Source organism: Streptomyces sp. NBC_01298 (assembly GCF_035978755.1).
Lineage (GTDB): Bacteria > Actinomycetota > Actinomycetes > Streptomycetales > Streptomycetaceae > Streptomyces.
The window spans coordinates 6,752,030-6,769,227 of sequence record NZ_CP108414.1 but is presented as its reverse complement, the minus strand read 5'-3'; the positions used below and the strand labels follow the sequence as shown (position 1 = coordinate 6,769,227).

14 protein-coding genes, 1 tRNA gene and 1 pseudogene are annotated in these 17,198 nt (G+C 70.6%); 4 read left to right on the top strand and 12 right to left on the bottom strand.

Annotated features, from left to right (window positions below; genetic code table 11):
- Window position 1 precedes the first annotated feature (1 nt).
- Window positions 2-76, top strand: a tRNA-Leu gene (locus OG730_RS30780).
- Window positions 77-187: 111 nt separating this feature from the next.
- Window positions 188-751 (top strand): annotated as a pseudogene (locus OG730_RS30770) (transcriptional regulator).
- On the opposite strand, the gene OG730_RS30765 reads toward OG730_RS30770, so the two are convergent.
- Both OG730_RS30765 and OG730_RS30760 read right to left on the bottom strand, forming a co-directional pair.
- Window positions 748-1,056 (bottom strand): hypothetical protein, encoded by a 309-nt coding sequence (locus tag OG730_RS30765; protein WP_327307286.1) that lies wholly within the window; start codon window positions 1,054-1,056, stop codon window positions 748-750. The pseudogene OG730_RS30770 and the gene OG730_RS30765 overlap by 4 nt on opposite strands.
- Window positions 1,057-1,243: 187 nt before the next feature.
- Complete coding sequence (locus OG730_RS30760; RefSeq protein WP_327307285.1) at window positions 1,244-1,870, bottom strand: TetR/AcrR family transcriptional regulator; 627 nt, start codon at window positions 1,868-1,870, stop codon at window positions 1,244-1,246.
- An 85-nt stretch (window positions 1,871-1,955) separates the two neighbouring features.
- On the opposite strand from OG730_RS30760, the gene OG730_RS30755 reads away from it, so the two are divergent.
- Window positions 1,956-2,528, top strand: a complete 573-nt coding sequence (locus tag OG730_RS30755) for an RBBP9/YdeN family alpha/beta hydrolase (protein WP_327307284.1) — start codon at window positions 1,956-1,958, stop codon at window positions 2,526-2,528.
- Between the two features lie 25 nt (window positions 2,529-2,553).
- Here the strand turns inward: OG730_RS30755 and pyk are convergent, their stop codons facing one another.
- A complete protein-coding gene (gene pyk, locus OG730_RS30750) occupies window positions 2,554-3,981 on the bottom strand; it encodes a pyruvate kinase (RefSeq protein WP_327307283.1) in 1,428 nt (475 codons plus the stop codon).
- Window positions 3,982-4,127: 146 nt separating this feature from the next.
- Window positions 4,128-4,829: an SIMPL domain-containing protein gene (locus OG730_RS30745; RefSeq protein WP_327307282.1), complete on the bottom strand. Its 702-nt coding sequence runs from the start codon at window positions 4,827-4,829 to the stop codon at window positions 4,128-4,130.
- Between the two features lie 140 nt (window positions 4,830-4,969).
- Here OG730_RS30745 and OG730_RS30740 point away from each other — a divergent pair, with 140 nt between their 5' ends.
- Window positions 4,970-6,781 carry a bifunctional metallophosphatase/5'-nucleotidase gene (locus tag OG730_RS30740; protein WP_327307281.1) on the top strand — a complete coding sequence of 604 codons (1,812 nt, stop codon included), beginning with the start codon at window positions 4,970-4,972 and terminating at the stop codon, window positions 6,779-6,781.
- A 25-nt stretch (window positions 6,782-6,806) separates the two neighbouring features.
- Here the strand turns inward: OG730_RS30740 and OG730_RS30735 are convergent, their stop codons facing one another.
- From OG730_RS30735 to OG730_RS30700, 8 genes are all read right to left on the bottom strand, one after another.
- Window positions 6,807-8,216, bottom strand: coding sequence for a lysine N(6)-hydroxylase/L-ornithine N(5)-oxygenase family protein (locus tag OG730_RS30735; RefSeq protein WP_327307280.1), 1,410 nt, complete (start codon window positions 8,214-8,216; stop codon window positions 6,807-6,809).
- A complete protein-coding gene (locus OG730_RS30730) occupies window positions 8,213-9,613 on the bottom strand; it encodes a pyridoxal phosphate-dependent decarboxylase family protein (RefSeq protein ID WP_327307279.1) in 1,401 nt (466 codons plus the stop codon). The genes OG730_RS30735 and OG730_RS30730 overlap by 4 nt, the downstream gene beginning before the upstream one ends.
- A gap of 1,079 nt (window positions 9,614-10,692) precedes the next feature.
- Window positions 10,693-13,248, bottom strand: a complete 2,556-nt coding sequence (gene pepN, locus OG730_RS30725) for an aminopeptidase N (protein ID WP_327307278.1) — start codon at window positions 13,246-13,248, stop codon at window positions 10,693-10,695.
- A gap of 40 nt (window positions 13,249-13,288) precedes the next feature.
- Window positions 13,289-13,648, bottom strand: coding sequence for a chorismate mutase (locus tag OG730_RS30720; protein WP_327307277.1), 360 nt, complete (start codon window positions 13,646-13,648; stop codon window positions 13,289-13,291).
- A 67-nt stretch (window positions 13,649-13,715) separates the two neighbouring features.
- Complete coding sequence (locus tag OG730_RS30715; RefSeq protein ID WP_327309490.1) at window positions 13,716-13,946, bottom strand: helix-turn-helix domain-containing protein; 231 nt, start codon at window positions 13,944-13,946, stop codon at window positions 13,716-13,718.
- Window positions 13,947-13,957: 11 nt separating this feature from the next.
- Entirely contained in the window at window positions 13,958-14,542 is a 585-nt protein-coding gene (locus tag OG730_RS30710; protein WP_327307276.1) for a DUF2975 domain-containing protein, read from the bottom strand.
- A gap of 97 nt (window positions 14,543-14,639) precedes the next feature.
- Window positions 14,640-15,830 carry a sensor histidine kinase gene (locus OG730_RS30705; protein ID WP_327307275.1) on the bottom strand — a complete coding sequence of 397 codons (1,191 nt, stop codon included), beginning with the start codon at window positions 15,828-15,830 and terminating at the stop codon, window positions 14,640-14,642.
- A gap of 706 nt (window positions 15,831-16,536) precedes the next feature.
- A complete protein-coding gene (locus OG730_RS30700; protein ID WP_327307274.1) occupies window positions 16,537-17,196 on the bottom strand; it encodes a response regulator in 660 nt (219 codons plus the stop codon).
- Window positions 17,197-17,198: the final 2 nt, after the last annotated feature.

Here is a 17,198-nt window from a genome sequence, read left to right as displayed (position 1 = left end):
GGCCCCAGTAGCCCAATTGGCAGCAGGCAATGGATTCAAAACCCATACAGTGTCGGTTCGAGTCCGACCTGGGGCACTTTTCCTTCTTTTCCAAGGTCACGCGGCAATCGCGTGACCTTCACTCGTTTCAGCGAAGCGTGACGAAAATGCGCAGGGTGAGCAAATTGCCCCTGCCAGCGTCGATCGCATGTACGACATGGCTACACGCCTCCACGCCCTGAAGCTGCTCGACGACGGCCGCAGCATGAGCTCGGTCAGCAAGGAAACCGGCGTCTCCCGAGCCTCCATCCGCTCCTGGCGGGTCCGGGTGGATCCTCTGCCCGCCAACATCAGATCAACCCCTGCCCACCCCTCACCGAAACGGCCTCCTACGCCTACCTGCTCGGCCTCTATCTCGGCGACGGCCACATAAGCCAGCCCACGAGCCACCGCGTACCGAGCCTGAGGATCACCTGCGACGACAAGTGGCCGGGCCTCATGGACGCTGCGGAGGCGGCGATACGGCGCGTGTTCCCGTTCAACCAGGTGCCGGGTCACCAACTGGACCGTCCGGAACGGCAAGCGCTACGAGTACCCCCGGTACTTCTTCACGAACAAGTCCGACGACATCCGAAAGCTCTGCACGGACACCCTCGCCAAGGTCGGCGTCCGGTGGACGATCCTGGCCCGGGGCTGCGACCCCTTCAACGTGTCCATCGCCCGCAAGGAATCCGTCGCGCTGATGGACGCCCACATCGGGCCGAAGTACTAGCCCGGCAGGTCGCCGCTGCCGCCAAGGTTGGCGACCATGCGGCGCAGGCCGTCGATGGTCGCCGCGTAGGCGGCATCGTCCACACCCTCCCGCATGCGTGCGTGCACCTTCGCGTTGCGGTCGTGCGCACGGACCCGGCCGGCCTGACCCTGCTCCGTAAGGGTCAATACCCCGTACGCCTCCGTGAGCCAGCCCCGCGCCGCCAGGTCGTCGTAGACCGCGTCGAAGTCGGTGTCCTGGTCGTCGTACGCGGTGAGCTTCTCCGTCAGGGCCGCCCGCTTCCAGTGAGCTGGGGCCGTCGCCACGTGGTTGAGGGTCCACCAGTGGGGCTGGGTGAGGTTTTCCTCGGCGAGGGGCGGCGCGGAGGCCGCCTATCGCCAGGTTGGCGGCCTCGCGGGCCCAGTAGCCGATGGGCTGGACTGCCAGCTGATCCTGTGAGTACGCCTTGATCGTCGTTATGCCGGGAGGCTATGACCTCAAGTCAGCTTGAGGTCAAGGGGTCTTGGTGCCCCCGCCGAGGCCGTGGAGGACCGTCGCCACGTGGGCTTTCGCGTCGGCCGGGTCGAGGGGGGCGTGGGCGACGAGGAGGCGGTACCAGAACGGGCCGAAGACCAGGTCGGTGGCGTGGTCGAGGTCGGTGGCGGCGGGGAGTTCCTCGCGGGCGACCGCCCGGGTCAGGAGGGTGGCGACGACATCCCGGCGGGTGGCGACCCAGGCGCGGAAGGGTTCGGCGAAGGCGGGGTCGAGCTGGGCTTCGGCCATGAGGCCGGTGAGGGCTTTGGCGCGGACGGGGTCGCGGCCGATGCGGTAGAGGTCGGCGACGAAGGCGGTGAGGTCGCCGGCGAGGGTGCCGGTGTCGCGTTCGGGGACGCGGGCGGCGGTTTCGTGGGCGTAGGCGTCCATGACGAGGGCGGGCTTGGACTTCCACCAGCGGTAGACGGTGCTCTTCGCGACGTTGGCGCGCTTGGCGACGCCTTCGATGGTGAGGGCGCCGTAGCCGTTCTCGACGAGGAGTGCGGCGGTGGCTTCGAGGACGGAGTGGTGGGCGTCTTCGTTGCGGAGGCGGCCGCCGGTGCGGGGCGGGGCGCTCGAAGAGTTGCTCGAAGGAGTGATTGACACGGCTTCACGATAGCCCTAGCGTTTTATCGAAACGCGGCGTCGCGTTTTGATTGATGGATCGACCGACCGAGACAGGGGCGGAGCCATGGGCACGATCGTGATCGCGCACGGGTACGGGATGAGTGCCGGGGAGCACTGGTACACGGCGACGGGTGAGGAGTTCGCCGCCGAGGGGCATGAGGTGCGGATTCCGAACTTCCCCGAGCCGTTCGCTCCGGAGGCGGATGTGTGGCTGAAGGAGCTGCGCGAGGAGACCGCGTGTGCGCCGGCCGGTGAGACGGTGCTGGTGGGTCACAGTCTGGGCGGGGCGAATGTGCTGCGGCTGCTGCAGGAGCACGACACGGAGGCCGAGGGGGCGTTCGCGGGGGTGGTGTTCGTGGCGTCGATGTCCGGTGAGGTGGGGTATGGCGCGTTGGCGCCGTTCTTCTCGCCGGAGTTCGACTGGCAGCGGATCCGTAGGGCTGCGCGGGAGTTCCGTGTGCTGCACGCGGCGGATGACCCGGTGACCGGGGAGGCGACGGGTGAGCATGTGCTGCGGTTCGTGCGGGAGCTGGGCGCGGAGGCGCGGGTGACCGCGTCGGGCGGGCACTTCCCGAGTACGGGTGAGAGCCGTTTGGTGTTGCCCGACGCGGTGCGTCTTATACGTGAGGTGCTGTAGTCGCTGCAGTTGCCTGCGGGCGGCGTCAGCGGACTGCGTCGCCGATGTGGTGGATGCGGACCAGGTTGGTGGATCCGCTGACGCCGGGGGGTGAGCCGGCGGTGATGACGACGACGTCGCCGGGTACGCAGCGGCCGATGCGCAGGAGCTCTTCTTCGACCTGGGCGACCATGGCGTCGGTGGAGTCGACGTGGGGGCCGAGGAAGGTTTCGACGCCCCAGGTGAGGTTGAGCTGGGAGCGGGTGGCGGGGTCGGGGGTGAAGGCGAGGAGGGGGATGGGTGAGCGGTAGCGGGAGAGCCGGCGGACGGTGTCTCCGCTCTGGGTGAAGGCGACGAGGAACTTGGCGCCGAGGAAGTCGCCCATTTCGGCGGCGGCGCGGGCGACCGCTCCGCCTTGGGTGCGGGGCTTGTTGCGGTCGGTGAGCGGGGGGAGGCCCTTGGCGAGGATGTCTTCTTCGGCGGCTTCGACGATGCGGGACATGGTGCGGACGGTCTCGATGGCGTATTTGCCGACGCTGGTTTCGCCGGAGAGCATGACGGCGTCGGTGCCGTCGATGATGGCGTTGGCGACGTCGGAGGCTTCGGCGCGGGTGGGCCGGGAGTTGTCGATCATCGAGTCGAGCATTTGGGTGGCGACGATGACGGGCTTGGCGTTGCGCTTGGCGAGCTTGACGGCGCGCTTTTGGACGATGGGGACTTGTTCCAGGGGCATTTCGACGCCGAGGTCTCCGCGGGCGACCATGATGCCGTCGAAGGCGGCGACGATGTCGTCGATGTTCTCGACCGCCTGGGGCTTTTCGACCTTGGCGATGACGGGGAGGCGTCGGCCTTCTTCGTCCATGATGCGGTGGACGTCTTCGATGTCGCTGCCGCTGCGGACGAAGGAGAGGGCGATGATGTCCGCGCCGATGCGCAGGGCCCAGCGGAGGTCGTCGATGTCCTTTTCGGAGAGGGCGGGTACGGAGACTGCGACGCCGGGGAGGTTGAGTCCCTTGTTGTCGGAGACCATGCCGCCTTCGATGACGCGGGTGTGGACGCGGGGTCCGTCGACGGCGGTGACTTCGAGGGTGACGCGGCCGTCGTCTACGAGGATGCGTTCGCCGGTGGTGACGTCTCCGGCGAGGCCCTTGTAGGTGGTGCCGCAGGTGTGGCGGTCGCCTTCGTGGTCTTCGACGGTGATGGTGAACTCGTCGCCGCGTTCAAGGAGTACGGGACCTTCGGCGAAGCGGCCCAGGCGGATCTTCGGGCCTTGAAGGTCCGCGAGGATGCCGACGCTGCGGCCGGTTTCGTCGGCAGCCTTGCGGACGCGCTGGTAGCGGTCCTCGTGTTCGGCGTAGGTGCCGTGGCTGAGGTTGAAGCGGGCGATGTCCATTCCGGCTTCGACCAGGGCTTTGATCTGGTCGTATGAGTCGGTGGCGGGGCCCAGGGTACATACGATTTTCGCTCGGCGCATGAGGCGAGCGTATGCCCCTACCAGGGAGTAGGAAATTGGTTCCGGGTGTCCACTCAACAACCTTTGAGCAAAAGCTTGTTGACAATTGTTGAATGTGCATGGGGGTGCTCTGATGAGCACCCCCGGGGCGCCGAATGTTCGGTTTTTCAGAGCTGGGGAGGGGTCATCGTGAAGCGTGCGTTCACCTGCGCGTAGACGGTCTGGCGCTGGGGTTCGAGGTCGAGGGCGGGGGCGCCCGCGTCTTCGGCGGCGCTGAAGGCCATGGTGCGCATGGCGCCGCCGGCGGCCTGGAAGGGGGTGGGGGCGTTCTCGGCTCCGAGGTCGGCGAGTTCGACGAGGGCGGCGAGTTGGGCTCCGAGGGCGGCGGCGTATTCGCGGGCGCGTTGGACGGCTTCGAGTACGGCTTGGCGGCGGGCTTCCCCGTGGGCGGGTGAGGTGGGGCGTAGGGCCCACCAGGGTCCGTCGACTTGGGTGAGTTCGAGGTCGGCGAGGCGGGTGGTGAGTTCGCCGAGGGTGGTGAAGTCGTTGAGTTCGGCGGTGAGGTGAACGCGTCCGTGGTAGGCGCGGATGCGTTCGCCGCGGCCGTGGCGGGTGAGTTCGGGGGTGATGGAGAAGGCGCCGGTTTCGAGTTTTTCGACGGGGTCGCCGTAGCTCTTGACGAGGTCGAGGACGGCGTTGTTGCGGCGGGTGAGGTCTTCGAGGGCGGTGCGCCGGTCGGTGCCGCGGGCGCTGACGGTGATGCCGATGCGGGCGATCTCGGGGTCGACTTCGAGGGTGGCTTCGCCGCGGACTGCGACGCGGGGGACTTCGGGGGTTCCGTAGGGCTGGTGCGATGCGTCCTGGGTCATGGATTCACTGTCGCACTGCTGCTCGTACGGGGGTGGTCATCGGATCGAAACCTGCCGGGGGTGTTGCGGCTTGTTACTGCTGGGTCAGAATCTACGCGCGTTGCCTGTCTGTGCACACGCACCTCACAAGGGGAGATGGCATGGCGTTCGACCGTAGGACATTTTTGGGCACTTCGGCTGCGACGGGTGCGGCTGTGGCGTTGGCGGGGGCCACGAGCTCCCCGGCGGCCGCGGCTGAACCGGTGGCCGGCGCCGCTTCGGCGGCGGGGGCGAGGACGTACGCGTTCACGGTGATGGGGACGACGGACCTGCACGGGAACGTTTTCAACTGGGACTACTTCACGGACAAGGAGTTCGACGACAAGGCGCACAACGACATCGGTCTGGCGAAGATCTCGACGTTGGTGAACCAGGTGCGGGCGGAGAAGGGGCGGCGCAACACGCTGCTGATCGATGCCGGGGACACCATTCAGGGGACGCAGCTTTCGTACTACTACGCGAAGGTGGATCCGATCACGGCGCGGCGTGGTCCGGTGCACCCGATGGCGCAGGCGATGAACGCGATCGGTTATGACGCGGCGGCGCTGGGGAACCACGAGTTCAATTACGGAATTCCGGTGCTGCGGAAGTTCGAGGAGCAGTGCGATTTCCCGTTGTTGGGGGCGAACGCGCTGGATGCGAAGACGTTGCGGCCGGCGTTCGCGCCGTACAGCATGCACCGGCTGCGGACGCCGTGCGGGCGGGATGTGAGGGTGGCGGTGCTGGGTCTGACGAATCCGGGGATCGCGATCTGGGACAAGGCGAACGTGCAGGGGAAGATGACGTTCCCGGGTCTTGAGGAGCAGGCGGCGAAGTACGTGCCGCGGCTGCGGTCGCTGGGTGCGGACGTGGTGATCGTGTCGGCGCATTCGGGTTCGAGCGGTACGTCGAGCTACGGGGACCAGTTGCCGTACGTCGAGAACGCGGCGGGTCTGGTGGCGGAGCAGGTGCCGGGGATCGACGCGATCCTGGTGGGGCACGCGCACACGGAGATCCCGGAGTACCGGGTGCGGAACAAGGCGACGGGCAAGGACGTGGTGTTGTCCGAGCCGTTGAAGTGGGGGCAGCGGCTGACGCTGTTCGACTTCGAGCTGACGTGGGCGAAGGGCTGTTGGTCGGTGTCGAAGGTGGCGGCCCGGGTGCTGAATTCGAATACGGCGGCGGAGGACCCGAAGATCGTGGGTCTGCTGTCGGACGAGCACCGCAAGGTCGTGGCGTACGTGAACCAGGTGATCGGTACGTCGACGCAGGCGATGTCCTCGGCGGACGGTCCGGTCAAGGACGTGGCGATCATCGATCTGATCAACCACGTGCAGGCGGAGACGGTGAAGGGCGCGCTGGCGGGTACGGAGTGGGGTGCGCTGCCGGTGCTGTCGCAGGCTTCGTGCTTCTCGCGGACGGCGGCGATTCCGGCCGGGCAGGTGACGATCAAGGACGCGGCGGGTCTGTATCCGTTCGAGAACACGCTGGAGGCGCGGCTGCTGACGGGCGCCCAGGTCAAGGACTATCTGGAGTATTCGGCGAAGTACTACGTGCGGACGGCTCCGGGTGAGGTGGTGGATCCGGCGAAGCTGACGAACGCGGAGGGTACGCCGGACTACAACTACGACGCGGTGTACGGGCTGACGTACGACATCGACGTGTCCGAGCCGGTGGGTTCGCGGATCTCGGGGCTGTCGTTCCAGGGGAAGCCGTTGGATCCGGCGGCGCAGTTCGTGCTGGCGGTGAACAACTACCGGGCTTCGGGTGGTGGCAACTTCCCGCACGTGCCGCAGTCGAAGCAGCTGTGGGCGAACTCGGATGAAATACGCAACACGATCATCCAGTGGGTGAAGGCGAAGGGGACGGTGGACCCGGCGCAGTTCGCGTCCGTGGACTGGCGGCTGACCCGAGCCGGGGCACCTGTCTTCTAGCCGATGGTGCTCTAAACGTTTCTCCTTACAGGTGCTCGACCAGTGGGAGCAGTTCGCCGGCGGGTTGGGGGCGGGTGTGCTCCCGCTGTTCGAGGCCGAAGGTGGTGAAGGCGGTGCGGGCGGGCTGGGGGTAGGGCTGTTTGCCGGTGAGGGTGTTCAGGATGGCGGCGCTGCGCCAGGCGGCGAGGCCGAGGTCGGGGGCTCCGACGCCGTGGGTGTGGCGTTCGCCGTTCTGGACGAAGACGCTGCCGGTGACGGCCGGGTCGGTGATCATCCGGTAGCGGTCGTCGATGCGGGGGCGGCCGGAGGAGTCCTTGCGCAGGTAGGGGTCGAGTCCGGCCAGGAGGCGGGCGAGGGGGCGTTCGCGGTAGCCGGTCGCGAGGACGACGGCGTCGGTGGTGAGGCGGGAGCGGGCGCCCTGGTCCACGTGTTCGAGGTGGAGTTCGACCTTGGTGGTGGCGACGCGGCCGGCGGTGCGGACGCTGACTCCGGGGGTGAGGACGGCGTCGGGCCAGCCTCCGTCGAGGGTGCGGCGGTAGAGCTCCTCGTGGATGGCGGCGATGGTGGCGGCGTCGATGCCCTTGTGGAGTTGCCATTGGGCGGGGACGAGGCGGTCGCGGACCGGTTCGGGGAGGGAGTGGAAGTAGCGGGTGTAGTCGGGGGTGAAGTGTTCCAGGCCGAGCTTGGAGTACTCCATGGGGGCGAAGGAGGGCGTGCGGGCGAGCCAGGTGAGGCGTTCCCGGCCGGCGGGGCGGGAGCGGAGCAGGTCGAGGAAGACTTCGGCTCCGGACTGGCCCGATCCGATGACGGTGACGTGTTCGGCGCCGAGGATGCGCTGCCGGTTGTCGAGGTACTCGGAGGAGTGGATCACCGGGACGGTGGGGGCTTCGGCGAGGGGGCGCAGGGGTTCGGGGATGTAGGGGGCGGTGCCGATGCCGAGGGCGAGGTTGCGGGTGTAGGTGCGGCCGAGGGCTTCGGCTTCTCCTTCGGCGTCGACTTGGGTGAAGTCGACTTCGAAGAGGCCGCGTTCGGGGTTCCAGCGGACGGCGTCGACCTGGTGGCCGAAGTGGAGTCCGGGGAGGCGTCCGGCGACCCAGCGGCAGTAGGCGTCGTATTCGGCGCGCTGGATGTGGAAGCTCTCGGCGAAGTAGAAGGGGAAGAGGCGTTCCTTGTGCTTCAGGTAGCTGAGGAACGACCAGGGGCTGGTGGGGTCGGCGAGGGTGACGAGGTCGGCGAGGAAGGGGACTTGGAGGGTGGCTCCGTCGATGAGGAGTCCGGGGTGCCAGCGGAAGTCGCGGCGCTGGTCGTAGAAGGCGGTGGCGAGTTCTGGGGCCCCTTGTCGGGGCAGGCCGTGGGCGAGGGCGGCGAGGGAGAGGTTGAAGGGGCCGATGCCGATTCCGACGAGGTCGTGGGGTGCATCGAGCTGGGCGGTCATCGGTGGGTGCTGCCTTCCAGGAGGTTCACGAGGGCGTCCAGGTCCCCCGCCGTGGTGTGGGGGTTGAGCAGGGTGGCCTTGAGCCAGAGGCGGCCGTCGGCGGTGGCCCGGCCCAGTACGGCGGTGCCGCCCTGGAGGAGGGTGCGGCGCAGGGTGGCCAGTGCGGTGTCGTCGGCGTGGGTGGGCCGGAACAGGACGGTGCTGATGGTGGGCGCCGCGTGGAGTTCGAAGGCGGGGTGTGCTTCGAGGAGTCGGGCGAGTTGGTCGGCGCGGGCGCAGGTGCGGTCGATGAGGTGGGTGAGGCCGTCTCGTCCGAGGGAGCGCAGGGTGGCGGCGATCTTGAGGGCGTCTGCGCGGCGGGTGGTGCGCAGGGAGCGGCCGAGGAGGTCGGGGAGCCCGGCTCGGGTGTCGTCGGGGGCGTTGAGGTAGTCGGCCTGGTGGGCGAGGGGGGCGAGCAGGGTGGTGTCGGGGACGGTGAGGAGTCCGGCGGCGATGGGCTGCCAGCCGAGTTTGTGCAGGTCGAGGGTGATGGAGCGGGCACGGTGGAGGCCGGCGAGTTTGGGGCGGTGGCGGGGGCTGAGGTGGAGGAGGCCGCCGTAGGCGGCGTCGATGTGGAGGTCGGCGCCGTGCTGGTCGCAGAGGTCGGCGAGGGCGTCGAGGGGGTCGATCAGGCCGGCGTCGGTGGTGCCGGCGGTGGCGGTCACGAGGACGGGGCCGGTGGTGGTGGCGAGGGCCTCTGCGAGGGTGGCGGGGGTGAGGGTGCCGGTGGGGGTGGGGAGGCTGCGGGCGGGGGGCAGGCCGAGGAGCCAGGCGGCGCGCGGGATGGAGTGGTGGGCGTTGGCGCCGTGCAGGACGGTGAGGCGGGGGCCGTGGCGTTCGCGGGCGAGGAGGAGCGCGAGGTGGTTGGCCTCGGTGCCGCCGGTGGTGAGGACGGCGTCGGGGTGGGGGGTGTCGTGGAACTCCGCGGCGAGTGTGCGGGTGAGGAGGGATTCGAGGGCGGAGGCGGCGGGGGCCTGGTCCCAGGAGTCGAGGGAGGCGTTGAGGGCGCTGGCGGCGAGGTCGGCGGCGGCCGCGACGGCGAGGGGCGGGCAGTGCAGGTGGGCTGCGCACAGGGGTTCGGCGGGGTCGGCGGCGCCGGCGGTGAGGGTGTGGACGAGGGTCCGTAGGGCTTCGTGGTCGCCGTGTCCGTGGTCGGGGAGGATCTCGCCGAGTGCGGCGGTGACGCGGGCGGTGACGGCCTCGGGTCCGCCGGCCGGGAGCGGTCCGCCGCGGGCGCGGGCTCCGCTGCGCAGGGCGTCGAGGACGGTGGCGAGGAGTGGTTGCAGGGCGTCGGGGCCGTGGGGTCCGCCGGCGAGCGGGGCGGTGCGCCGTCTGCCTGTGCCGGGGGGCGCTGTCATGCGGTTGTCCTCACGGGAACGGTTCGGCGGCGGGTGGTGCCGCTCGCTGGGTCGGGGACCCGGGGGTACAACGATCCGACCCGAATGGGGTAACCGCCCGGGTTTATGAGTGGTTGATTTCAAGCCGTCCGCGGTCGCCGGGCGCTGTCGTTCCGGTACTGGCCGTCGGAGGGGCCGGGTGACGGGGGCGCTATGGAGCGAGGAGGCCGGTCTCGGCTCGAAGTGTGTTCGGCCGTAATGCACTTGGTGCTGGTGCTGGTGTGGATGGAGTGGTGAGCCACACCGCGCACGTGCGGTGCGCCGGGGTGTGGTCGCTGCTGTTCGTCGCACCGTTCGGCCTTGTGGTGACGGACGTGTTTTTGGACGGTCCGGGAGGAGCCGACATCGCCTCCTGTCGGGGAGGGGGTGGATCCGCTGGCGTTCGGATCGCTGGGCTCGGGGCACCTGGTGCTTCTACGCTGCGCCGCTCGTCGGTGCTTGTGCGGGTGGGGCGCCGACTGGCCTCCCGGCAGGCGGACGAGCGCCGGTCGGTGTGAGTGGCCCGCTCGGGGTGGAGTCCCCCGCCACCCCCGGCGGGCGGGGCCAGGGCCGGAGCTGGGCTGGCCGAGGCCAAGCGGGGCAAGCCAGCCCGGACCCGTCCGGGTGGACCGGCCGAACCGGCCCTCACCCGCTGTCGGGGTGAGGGCCGGTTCGGCCGGTGCCGGGTGGCCCGGGGGCCGCCGCCAGCCCCTGTCGGCCGGGTAGGCCGGCGCGGAGCACTGGTGCCGGGCAGGGCAGGCCGGTGCCGGGTACGCCCCGGTGCCAGGTAGGCCTGTGCTGGCTAAGGCCCGGCGCCAGGTCTGGCCGGAGGCCCCCGCCCGGCAGGGCCCGATACAGGTAGCGGCCGTGCCGGGTAAGGCCCGGCGCCAGGCCTGACCGGACAGGCCCGCGCCCGGTAGGGCCACGCCCGGTGCCAGGTAGCGGTCGTGCCGGGTAAGGCCTGGCCGGATGGGCCCGCGGCCGGTAGGGCCCGGTGCTCAGTAGGGCCGTGACGGGTCGGGCCGGGTGGCCGGGGCTGTTGGGGGTGGGTGGGGTTGTGGTTAGTGGCGGGCTCGGGCGGCTCGGGTGAGGTCGTCGAGGTGGTCCACGAGTTTGCGGTGGAGGACGGGGGTGATGTCGGGGTCGGCCAGGGCGGCTTGGCCGGCCTGGAGGTTGGCTTCGGTGATCTCGTGGCCCGGGAGGGCCCAGCGGCCGGCGGCGTCGGCGATGGCGGGGCCGCGGCGGGCTGCGAGGGTGACGGCCTCGGAGTAGGCGCGGGGTACGTAGTCCCGTACCAGATCGGCCTGTTCGGGCTGCCAGAAGCCTTGGGCGGTGGCGGTGAAGAGGTAGTTGGACAGGGAGTCGTCGCGGAAGAGGCGCTCCCACGCGGCGGCCTTCGCCCCGGCCGTCGGGAGGGCGGCCCGGCAGTGGGCGGCGCCTTCCCGGCCGGTGGCGCTGGGGTCCGCGGCGAGGGCTTCGTCGATCTCGGCTTCGCCGGCCGCGCCGAGGACGGAGAGGCGGGCGAGGATGCGCCAGCGCAGTTCGGGGTCGAGTTCGGGGCCGCCGGGGACGGTGCCGTCGGCGAGCCAGCCGGCGATGGTGTCGGGCTGGGTGGCGCTGTCGACGAGGGTGCGGACCGCGACGAGCCGCAGTCCGGGGTCGGAGCCGTCCTCGGTGCGCCGCAGCAGGTCGCGGGCGATGGAGGTGAGGGTGGCGAGGGCGTCGGCGCGGCGGTCCGGGGTGACGTAGCGGTCGGCGATCTGGGCGCGGGTGAAGGAGAGGACGCCTTGGACGATCCCGAGGTCGGTTTCCTCCGGGACGTGGGCTTCGGCGGTGGCCAGGTAGTCGGCGGCGGCGAGTTCACCGTCTCGGACCATGTCGCGCAGGGAGTTCCAGACGACGGCGCGGGTGAGCGGGTCGGGGATGCGGGAGATGCCGCGCAGGGCGGTTTCCAGCGAGGTTTCGTCGAGGCGGACCTTGGCGTAGGTGAGGTCGCCGTCGTTGAGGACGAGGAGGGCGGGGCGCGGGCCGCTGACGGAGAGGATCTCGTCGGAGGGGACGTCGAGGGCGAGGACCTCGCGCGGTTCGAGGACCCCGTCGGGGGCGCGGTCGTAGAGGCCGGCGGCGATGTGGTGGGGACGGCTGCCGGTGCGGTCGACGGTGAGGGTCCAGCCTCCGTGGCTCTCTTCGAGCCGGGGGGTGAGGGTGTCGACTCCGGTGGTGCGCAGCCAGGTCTCGGCCCAGGTGTGGACGTCGCGGTCGGTGTGGGCGGCGAGGGAGTCCACGAAGTCGGCGAGGGAGGCGTTGGCGAACTTGTGGCGGGCGAAGTGGGTGTTGATGCCGGCCAGGAAGTCCTTCTCGCCGAGCCAGGCGACGAGTTGGCGCAGGGCGGAGGCGCCCTTGGCGTAGGAGATGCCGTCGAAGTTGAGGAGGGCGGAGGCGGTGTCGGGGACGGCGGCGGCGTCGGGGGCGACGGGGTGGGTGGAGGGGCGCTGGTCGGCGTCGTAGCCCCAGGGCTTGCGTTCCATGCCGAAGCCGGTCCAGGTCTCGGTGAAGCGGGTGGCTTCGATGAGGGTCTGGTAGCCCATGAACTCGGCGAAGGACTCGTTCAGCCAGATGTCGTCCCACCAGCTGAGGGTGACGAGGTCGCCGAACCACATGTGGGCCATCTCGTGCGCGATGGTGACGGCGCGGCGCTGGCGTTGGGAGTCGGTGACGGCGGAGCGGAAGACGTAGTCGTCGCGGAAGGTGACCAGGCCCGGGTTCTCCATGGCGCCGGCGTTGAACTCGGGTACGAAGGCCTGGTCGTAGGAGTCGAAGGGGTAGGGCTCGCTGAACTTCTCGTGGAAGCGGTCGTAGCAGGCGGTGGTGAGGCCGAGGATTTCCTGCGCGTCGGCGTCGAGGTGGGGGGCGAGGGAGCGGCGGCAGTGGATGCCGAAGGGGAGCCCGGCGTGTTCGGTGCGGACGCTGTGCCAGGGGCCGGCGGCGACGGCGGCGAGGTAGGTGGAGATGACGGGGGTGGGGGCGGAGGTCCAGATGCCGGCTTCGGGGGCGGAGCCGTCCCCGGAGCCATCCCCGAAGCCGTCGCCGGAACCGTCGCCGCTGCCGCCGGGGCGTTCGCCGATGCGGGTGGTGACGCCGTTGGCGAGCACGGTCCAGTGCGCGGGGGCGGTGACGTGGAACTCGAACACGGCCTTGAGGTCGGGCTGGTCGAAGGCCGGGAAGACGCGCTGGACGTCGTCGAGGAACATCTGGGTGTAGACGTACGTCTCCCCGTCCGCGGGGTCGGTGAAGCGGTGCAGGCCTTCGCCGGTGCGGGAGTAGCGCATGCGGGCGGCGATGCGGAGTTCGTGGGGGCCTTCGGTGAGGCCGGTGAGGGGGAGGCGGCCGTCGTTGAGGGCGGCCGGGTCCAGGGGGTGTCCGTCCAGGGCGGCGGAGCGCAGTTCGTCCGGCTTCAGCTCGACGAAGGTGTCGCCGGCCGCTCGGGCGGCGAACCTGATGACGGTGCGGGACTCGAAGGTCTCGTCGCCGGTGGTGAGGTCGAGGGCGACCTCGTAGTGCTGGACGTCGATGAGCCGGGCTCGGAGCTGCGCTTCGTTGCGCGTAAGTGCGGACATGGGGCCCATGCTGCCGGATGGCGGCGCCGGGCCCCAGTTCCTATGCTCCGCCCGCGCTTTCGCCGTCGCTTTCGCCGTCGGCGTCGGCGTCGCCCTCGCCGGCGGCGATCGTCTCGTGGTGACGAATTACTTCAGCGATGATGAAGTTGAGGAGCTTCTCGGCGAAGGCGGGGTCGAGTTTGGCGTTCTCGGCGAGTTGGCGCAGCCGGGCGATCTGGCGGGCCTCACGGCCCGGGTCGGCCGGGGGCAGCTGGTGGCGGGCCTTGAGATGGCCGACCTGCTGGGTGCACTTGAACCGCTCGGCGAGCATGTGGACCACGGCCGCGTCGATGTTGTCGATGCTGTCCCTGAGCCGGGCCAGCTCGGCGGTGACGTTCTCGTCGATGTCCCTGGTGTTCATGGTCACCGAGAATACGTGGCGCGCGCCGCCGGTTCCTCGGCCGATCGACCACTGAGACGAGCCGGGCCTACGACTCGGCCGGGTCGTGGGTGATCAGGTCTCCCGGCTGGCACTGCAGGACGTCGCAGATCCGGGACAGGGTGGAGAACCGGATGGCCTTGGCCCGGCCGTTCTTGAGCACGGACAGGTTGACGACGGTGATGCCCACCTGTGCGGACAGTTCGGTGAGCGTCATACCGCGTTCGGCGAGGATGCGATCGAGGTGGATCCGGATCGTGTGGAGTTCCTCTTCGGGCATCGATTCGGGCATCAAATGGTCCCTTCGAGGTCCTCTCGCATGCGCACGCCCTCGCGCATGATCTTCCCCATGATGACGGCGGCGAGGCCGGCGAGGATGAGCACCTGCGGCCCTGAGATCTCCGGCCCGAACATCTCCGTGGACACCATGCTGTCGGCGAGCCAGGCTTGCGACCACCCTACGACGAGGCCCGCGATCGGTGTGCCCACGGTGACGAACCAGCCGAGGACGGTGAGCCGTCGCGCCGTCTTGTCGGTGAACGGCCCTTCCGACACGACGGCGTCCAGCAGGCGGGAGAAGAGCAGCAGCGCGAGGGAGGCGAACAGCATCCAGGGCAGCCCTCCCCCGAGGTCGGCGGCGCGTTGGGCCGCCGAGGGGGCGTTCTGGCAGAGCCGCGCTTCGCTGCTGGAGGCGTCCACCCCTTCGCCGACCGGCAGGCCGCCCTCCAGTGTGGCGTTGGCCCAGAAGCCGGTTTGTACGCAGACCGCCCCGTCGTCGGTCAGGTGCGAGACGGCCGTGCCGATGAAAGTGAGCCCCCAGAGCATCGCCAGCCCGAAGGTCAGGGTGGCCAGGATCTTCGTGAATCGCGTGTTCATCGCGTTCCCCCCTATCGATTTTCGATATGCCTGAGACTAGACGACCATATCGATAATCGACAAGTGGGTCGGGCGGGTTGGATCGGATCGGGGAGGTTCAGAGCGGGAGCAGCGCCGTGACCAGCCAGCCGCCTTCGGGGGCGGGGCCGGCGGTGAGGGAGCCGCCGAGGGCTTCGGCGCGTTCGGCCATGCCGACGAGGCCGTAACCGCCGCCGCGGGCGTTCTCGGAGAGTTTCGCGGGCCGGCCGCCGTCGTCGGCGATCCGGACCTCCAGGCCCGCCGGGACCGTGCGCAGGCCGATCCGGACGGCGGTCGCGGTGGCCGCGTGCTTGCCGATGTTGGTGAGGGCTTCGAGGACGATGCGGTGGGCGGTGGCGGCGACGTCGGCGGGGAGCCGGGCCTCCAGGCCCTCCTCCACGTAGAGGACGACGGGCGGGCCGGTGGCGGCGAACCGTTCCGTCAGGCCGCGGATCTCGCGGAGGCCTGCGACGGGGGCGGTACCGGCGGAGCCGCCTGCCTGGCCGGCGCCCTTGCCGACCTCCGGGGCGGAGTCGTCGGCGCCCTCGCGGAGGATCTTGACCAGGCGGCGCATGGAGCCGAGCGCCTCGTCCCCGGCGGTCTCGATGCGGCCGAAGATCTCGGCGGCGCGTTCGGCGGAGACCTTGGTGTAACGGGCGGCGCGCGCCTCGACCACGATCCCCGTCACGTGGTGGGCGACGAGGTCGTGGAGCTCGCGGGCCAGCTCCAGGCGCTCGGCACTGCGTACGGCGCGCAGCTCGCGCACGCGCTGGACGGACTGCAGGCGCAGGAGGAGGGAGTACGCGGTGACGACGACGGCGAGCACGGAGAAGAGCAGGGTGAAGCGGCCCGGGTCCGCGTCGCGGACGGGCGCGGCCATGGAGCCGAGGGCGAGGAGGGGGCCGAGGACGGCGGCGGTACGGGCGGGGGCGCGGAGCAGGACCTGGGTGAGGAGGACGAGCAGGGCGATGGCTTCGCCGCCGCCCCAGACGACGAGGGGGTGGTGGCTGAAGAGCAGGGAGAGGGTGACGGCCCAGGTGACGGCGGAAGCGAACCACGCGCGGGTGAGGAGCGGGATGCGCGGCCAGGGCGCGGCGCTGAGGCAGACGAGGACGCCGGACACCCAGACGGCGGCGTGCGGGGTGCTGGGCTGACGGGCGAGGACGACGCCCTCGAAGGTGACCAGGGAGAGGAGAGTGACGGAGAGGAGGATCCGGATCCAGTCCGCGGCATGGGGGTGACGACGGGCCCAGGGCCCCAGGGGACTCACGCGGGGCCTCTGCGGAGGGCTCCGCCGGTTGCACGGGGCTCCGCACGCGCGGCACCGCAGGGGAGGTAGGCCGCTCCACCAGCGGTACGGGGCTCCGAGCGCGCGGCACCACCCGAGAGGTAGGCGACTCCACCAGCCGTACGAGGCTCCGCACGCGCGGCACCGCCGAGCAGGTGGGCGGCTTCGCCGGGGGCGTGGGGGCTTCGGCGCAGGCGGGGGCCGTGGTTCGGCGGGGCGCTGCCCGCACCCGTGGGGGTCGGGGGCGTCGGAGACGGCGTGCGCCGGCTTCCCGGGTCGCCGCCCCGGACCCCGTGCCTCAAACGCCGGCGAGGCTGATTGTGCCCGTCGGTGTGCGAACGCCGACGGGGCCGGTCCTCAAGAGCGGCGCCCGAACGGCGCAGCGGATTCTGCCCGGCGGCCCGTGCCGGACGGCGCAGCCGACCCCGCCCCGCGGAACTCGAACGGCGACACGGCCGGCTCTGCCCCCCAACGGCCGAACGGTCACGCGGCCGGCCCTGACGCGGAGCACCCGTGCATCGACAGGACGGCTTCCGCCCCGCGGCGCCCGACCGCCCGCACGGCCAGGTCCCTCCCGCGGCGCCGCACCGCCCGCGCGGCGGGATCCGGCCCGCGGCGCAGCACCGCCCGCGTAGCGGGGTCCGTCCCGTAGGGGGCGCGCCGCGGGTGGGATCGGGGCGGGGGTGGGTCACGCCGGGGTGCCCGCCAGGCCGCTTTCCCAGGCCCAGGCGGCGATTTCCACGCGGTTGCGGGCGTCCAGTTTGGCCTGGACGTTGGCCAGGTGGGTCTTGACCGTAGAGAGGGAGACGAAGAGTTCCCCGGCGATCTCGGCGTTGGTCAGGCCGCGCGCGAGGCAGCGTACGACCTCGCGTTCCCGGTCCGTCAGGGGTTCCGCCGGGCGGCGGGCGGCCGCGGCGGCCGCCGGGGTGCGGTGGGCCATTTCGCGCAGCAACCGGACGGTGATGGCGGGTGAGACGAGGGAGTCTCCGACGGCTGCCGCCCGTACCGCTTCAACCAGCATGGCCGGGCTCGCGTCTTTGAGGAGGAAGCCGGACGCTCCGCCCTGGAGCGCCGCGTGGACGTACTCGTCGAGGTCGAAGGTGGTGACGATGACGATGCGGGGGGTGTCGCGGCCCGACAGCCGGCGGGTGACTTCGAGCCCGTCGAGTTTGGGCATGCGGATGTCGAGGAGCAGGACGTCGGGCCGGTGTTCGGCGACGGCCGCGAGGGCCGCTTCGCCGTCTTCCACGTCGGCGACCACCTCGATGTCGGGCTGGCTTTCGAGGATCATCCGGAAGCCGGTCCTGACCATCTCCTGGTCGTCCGCGATGATCACTCTGATCGTCATGC

What these genes read in the sequence shown, in the direction of transcription:
- OG730_RS30745 (WP_327307282.1), bottom strand. Translation starts at nt 4,829, where the DNA reads ATGACCCAGGACGCATCGCACCAGCCCTACGGAACCCCCGAAGTCCCC.
- OG730_RS30700 (WP_327307274.1), bottom strand. Translation starts at nt 17,196, where the DNA reads ATGACGATCAGAGTGATCATCGCGGACGACCAGGAGATGGTCAGGACC.
- OG730_RS30730 (WP_327307279.1), bottom strand. Translation starts at nt 9,613, where the DNA reads ATGACAGCGCCCCCCGGCACAGGCAGACGGCGCACCGCCCCGCTCGCC.
- OG730_RS30710 (WP_327307276.1), bottom strand. Translation starts at nt 14,542, where the DNA reads ATGAACACGCGATTCACGAAGATCCTGGCCACCCTGACCTTCGGGCTG.
- pepN (WP_327307278.1), bottom strand. Translation starts at nt 13,248, where the DNA reads ATGTCCGCACTTACGCGCAACGAAGCGCAGCTCCGAGCCCGGCTCATC.
- OG730_RS30715 (WP_327309490.1), bottom strand. Translation starts at nt 13,946, where the DNA reads ATGCCCGAAGAGGAACTCCACACGATCCGGATCCACCTCGATCGCATC.
- OG730_RS30740 (WP_327307281.1), top strand. Translation starts at nt 4,970, where the DNA reads ATGGCGTTCGACCGTAGGACATTTTTGGGCACTTCGGCTGCGACGGGT.
- OG730_RS30755 (WP_327307284.1), top strand. Translation starts at nt 1,956, where the DNA reads ATGGGCACGATCGTGATCGCGCACGGGTACGGGATGAGTGCCGGGGAG.
- OG730_RS30735 (WP_327307280.1), bottom strand. Translation starts at nt 8,216, where the DNA reads ATGACCGCCCAGCTCGATGCACCCCACGACCTCGTCGGAATCGGCATC.
- pyk (WP_327307283.1), bottom strand. Translation starts at nt 3,981, where the DNA reads ATGCGCCGAGCGAAAATCGTATGTACCCTGGGCCCCGCCACCGACTCA.
- OG730_RS30720 (WP_327307277.1), bottom strand. Translation starts at nt 13,648, where the DNA reads ATGAACACCAGGGACATCGACGAGAACGTCACCGCCGAGCTGGCCCGG.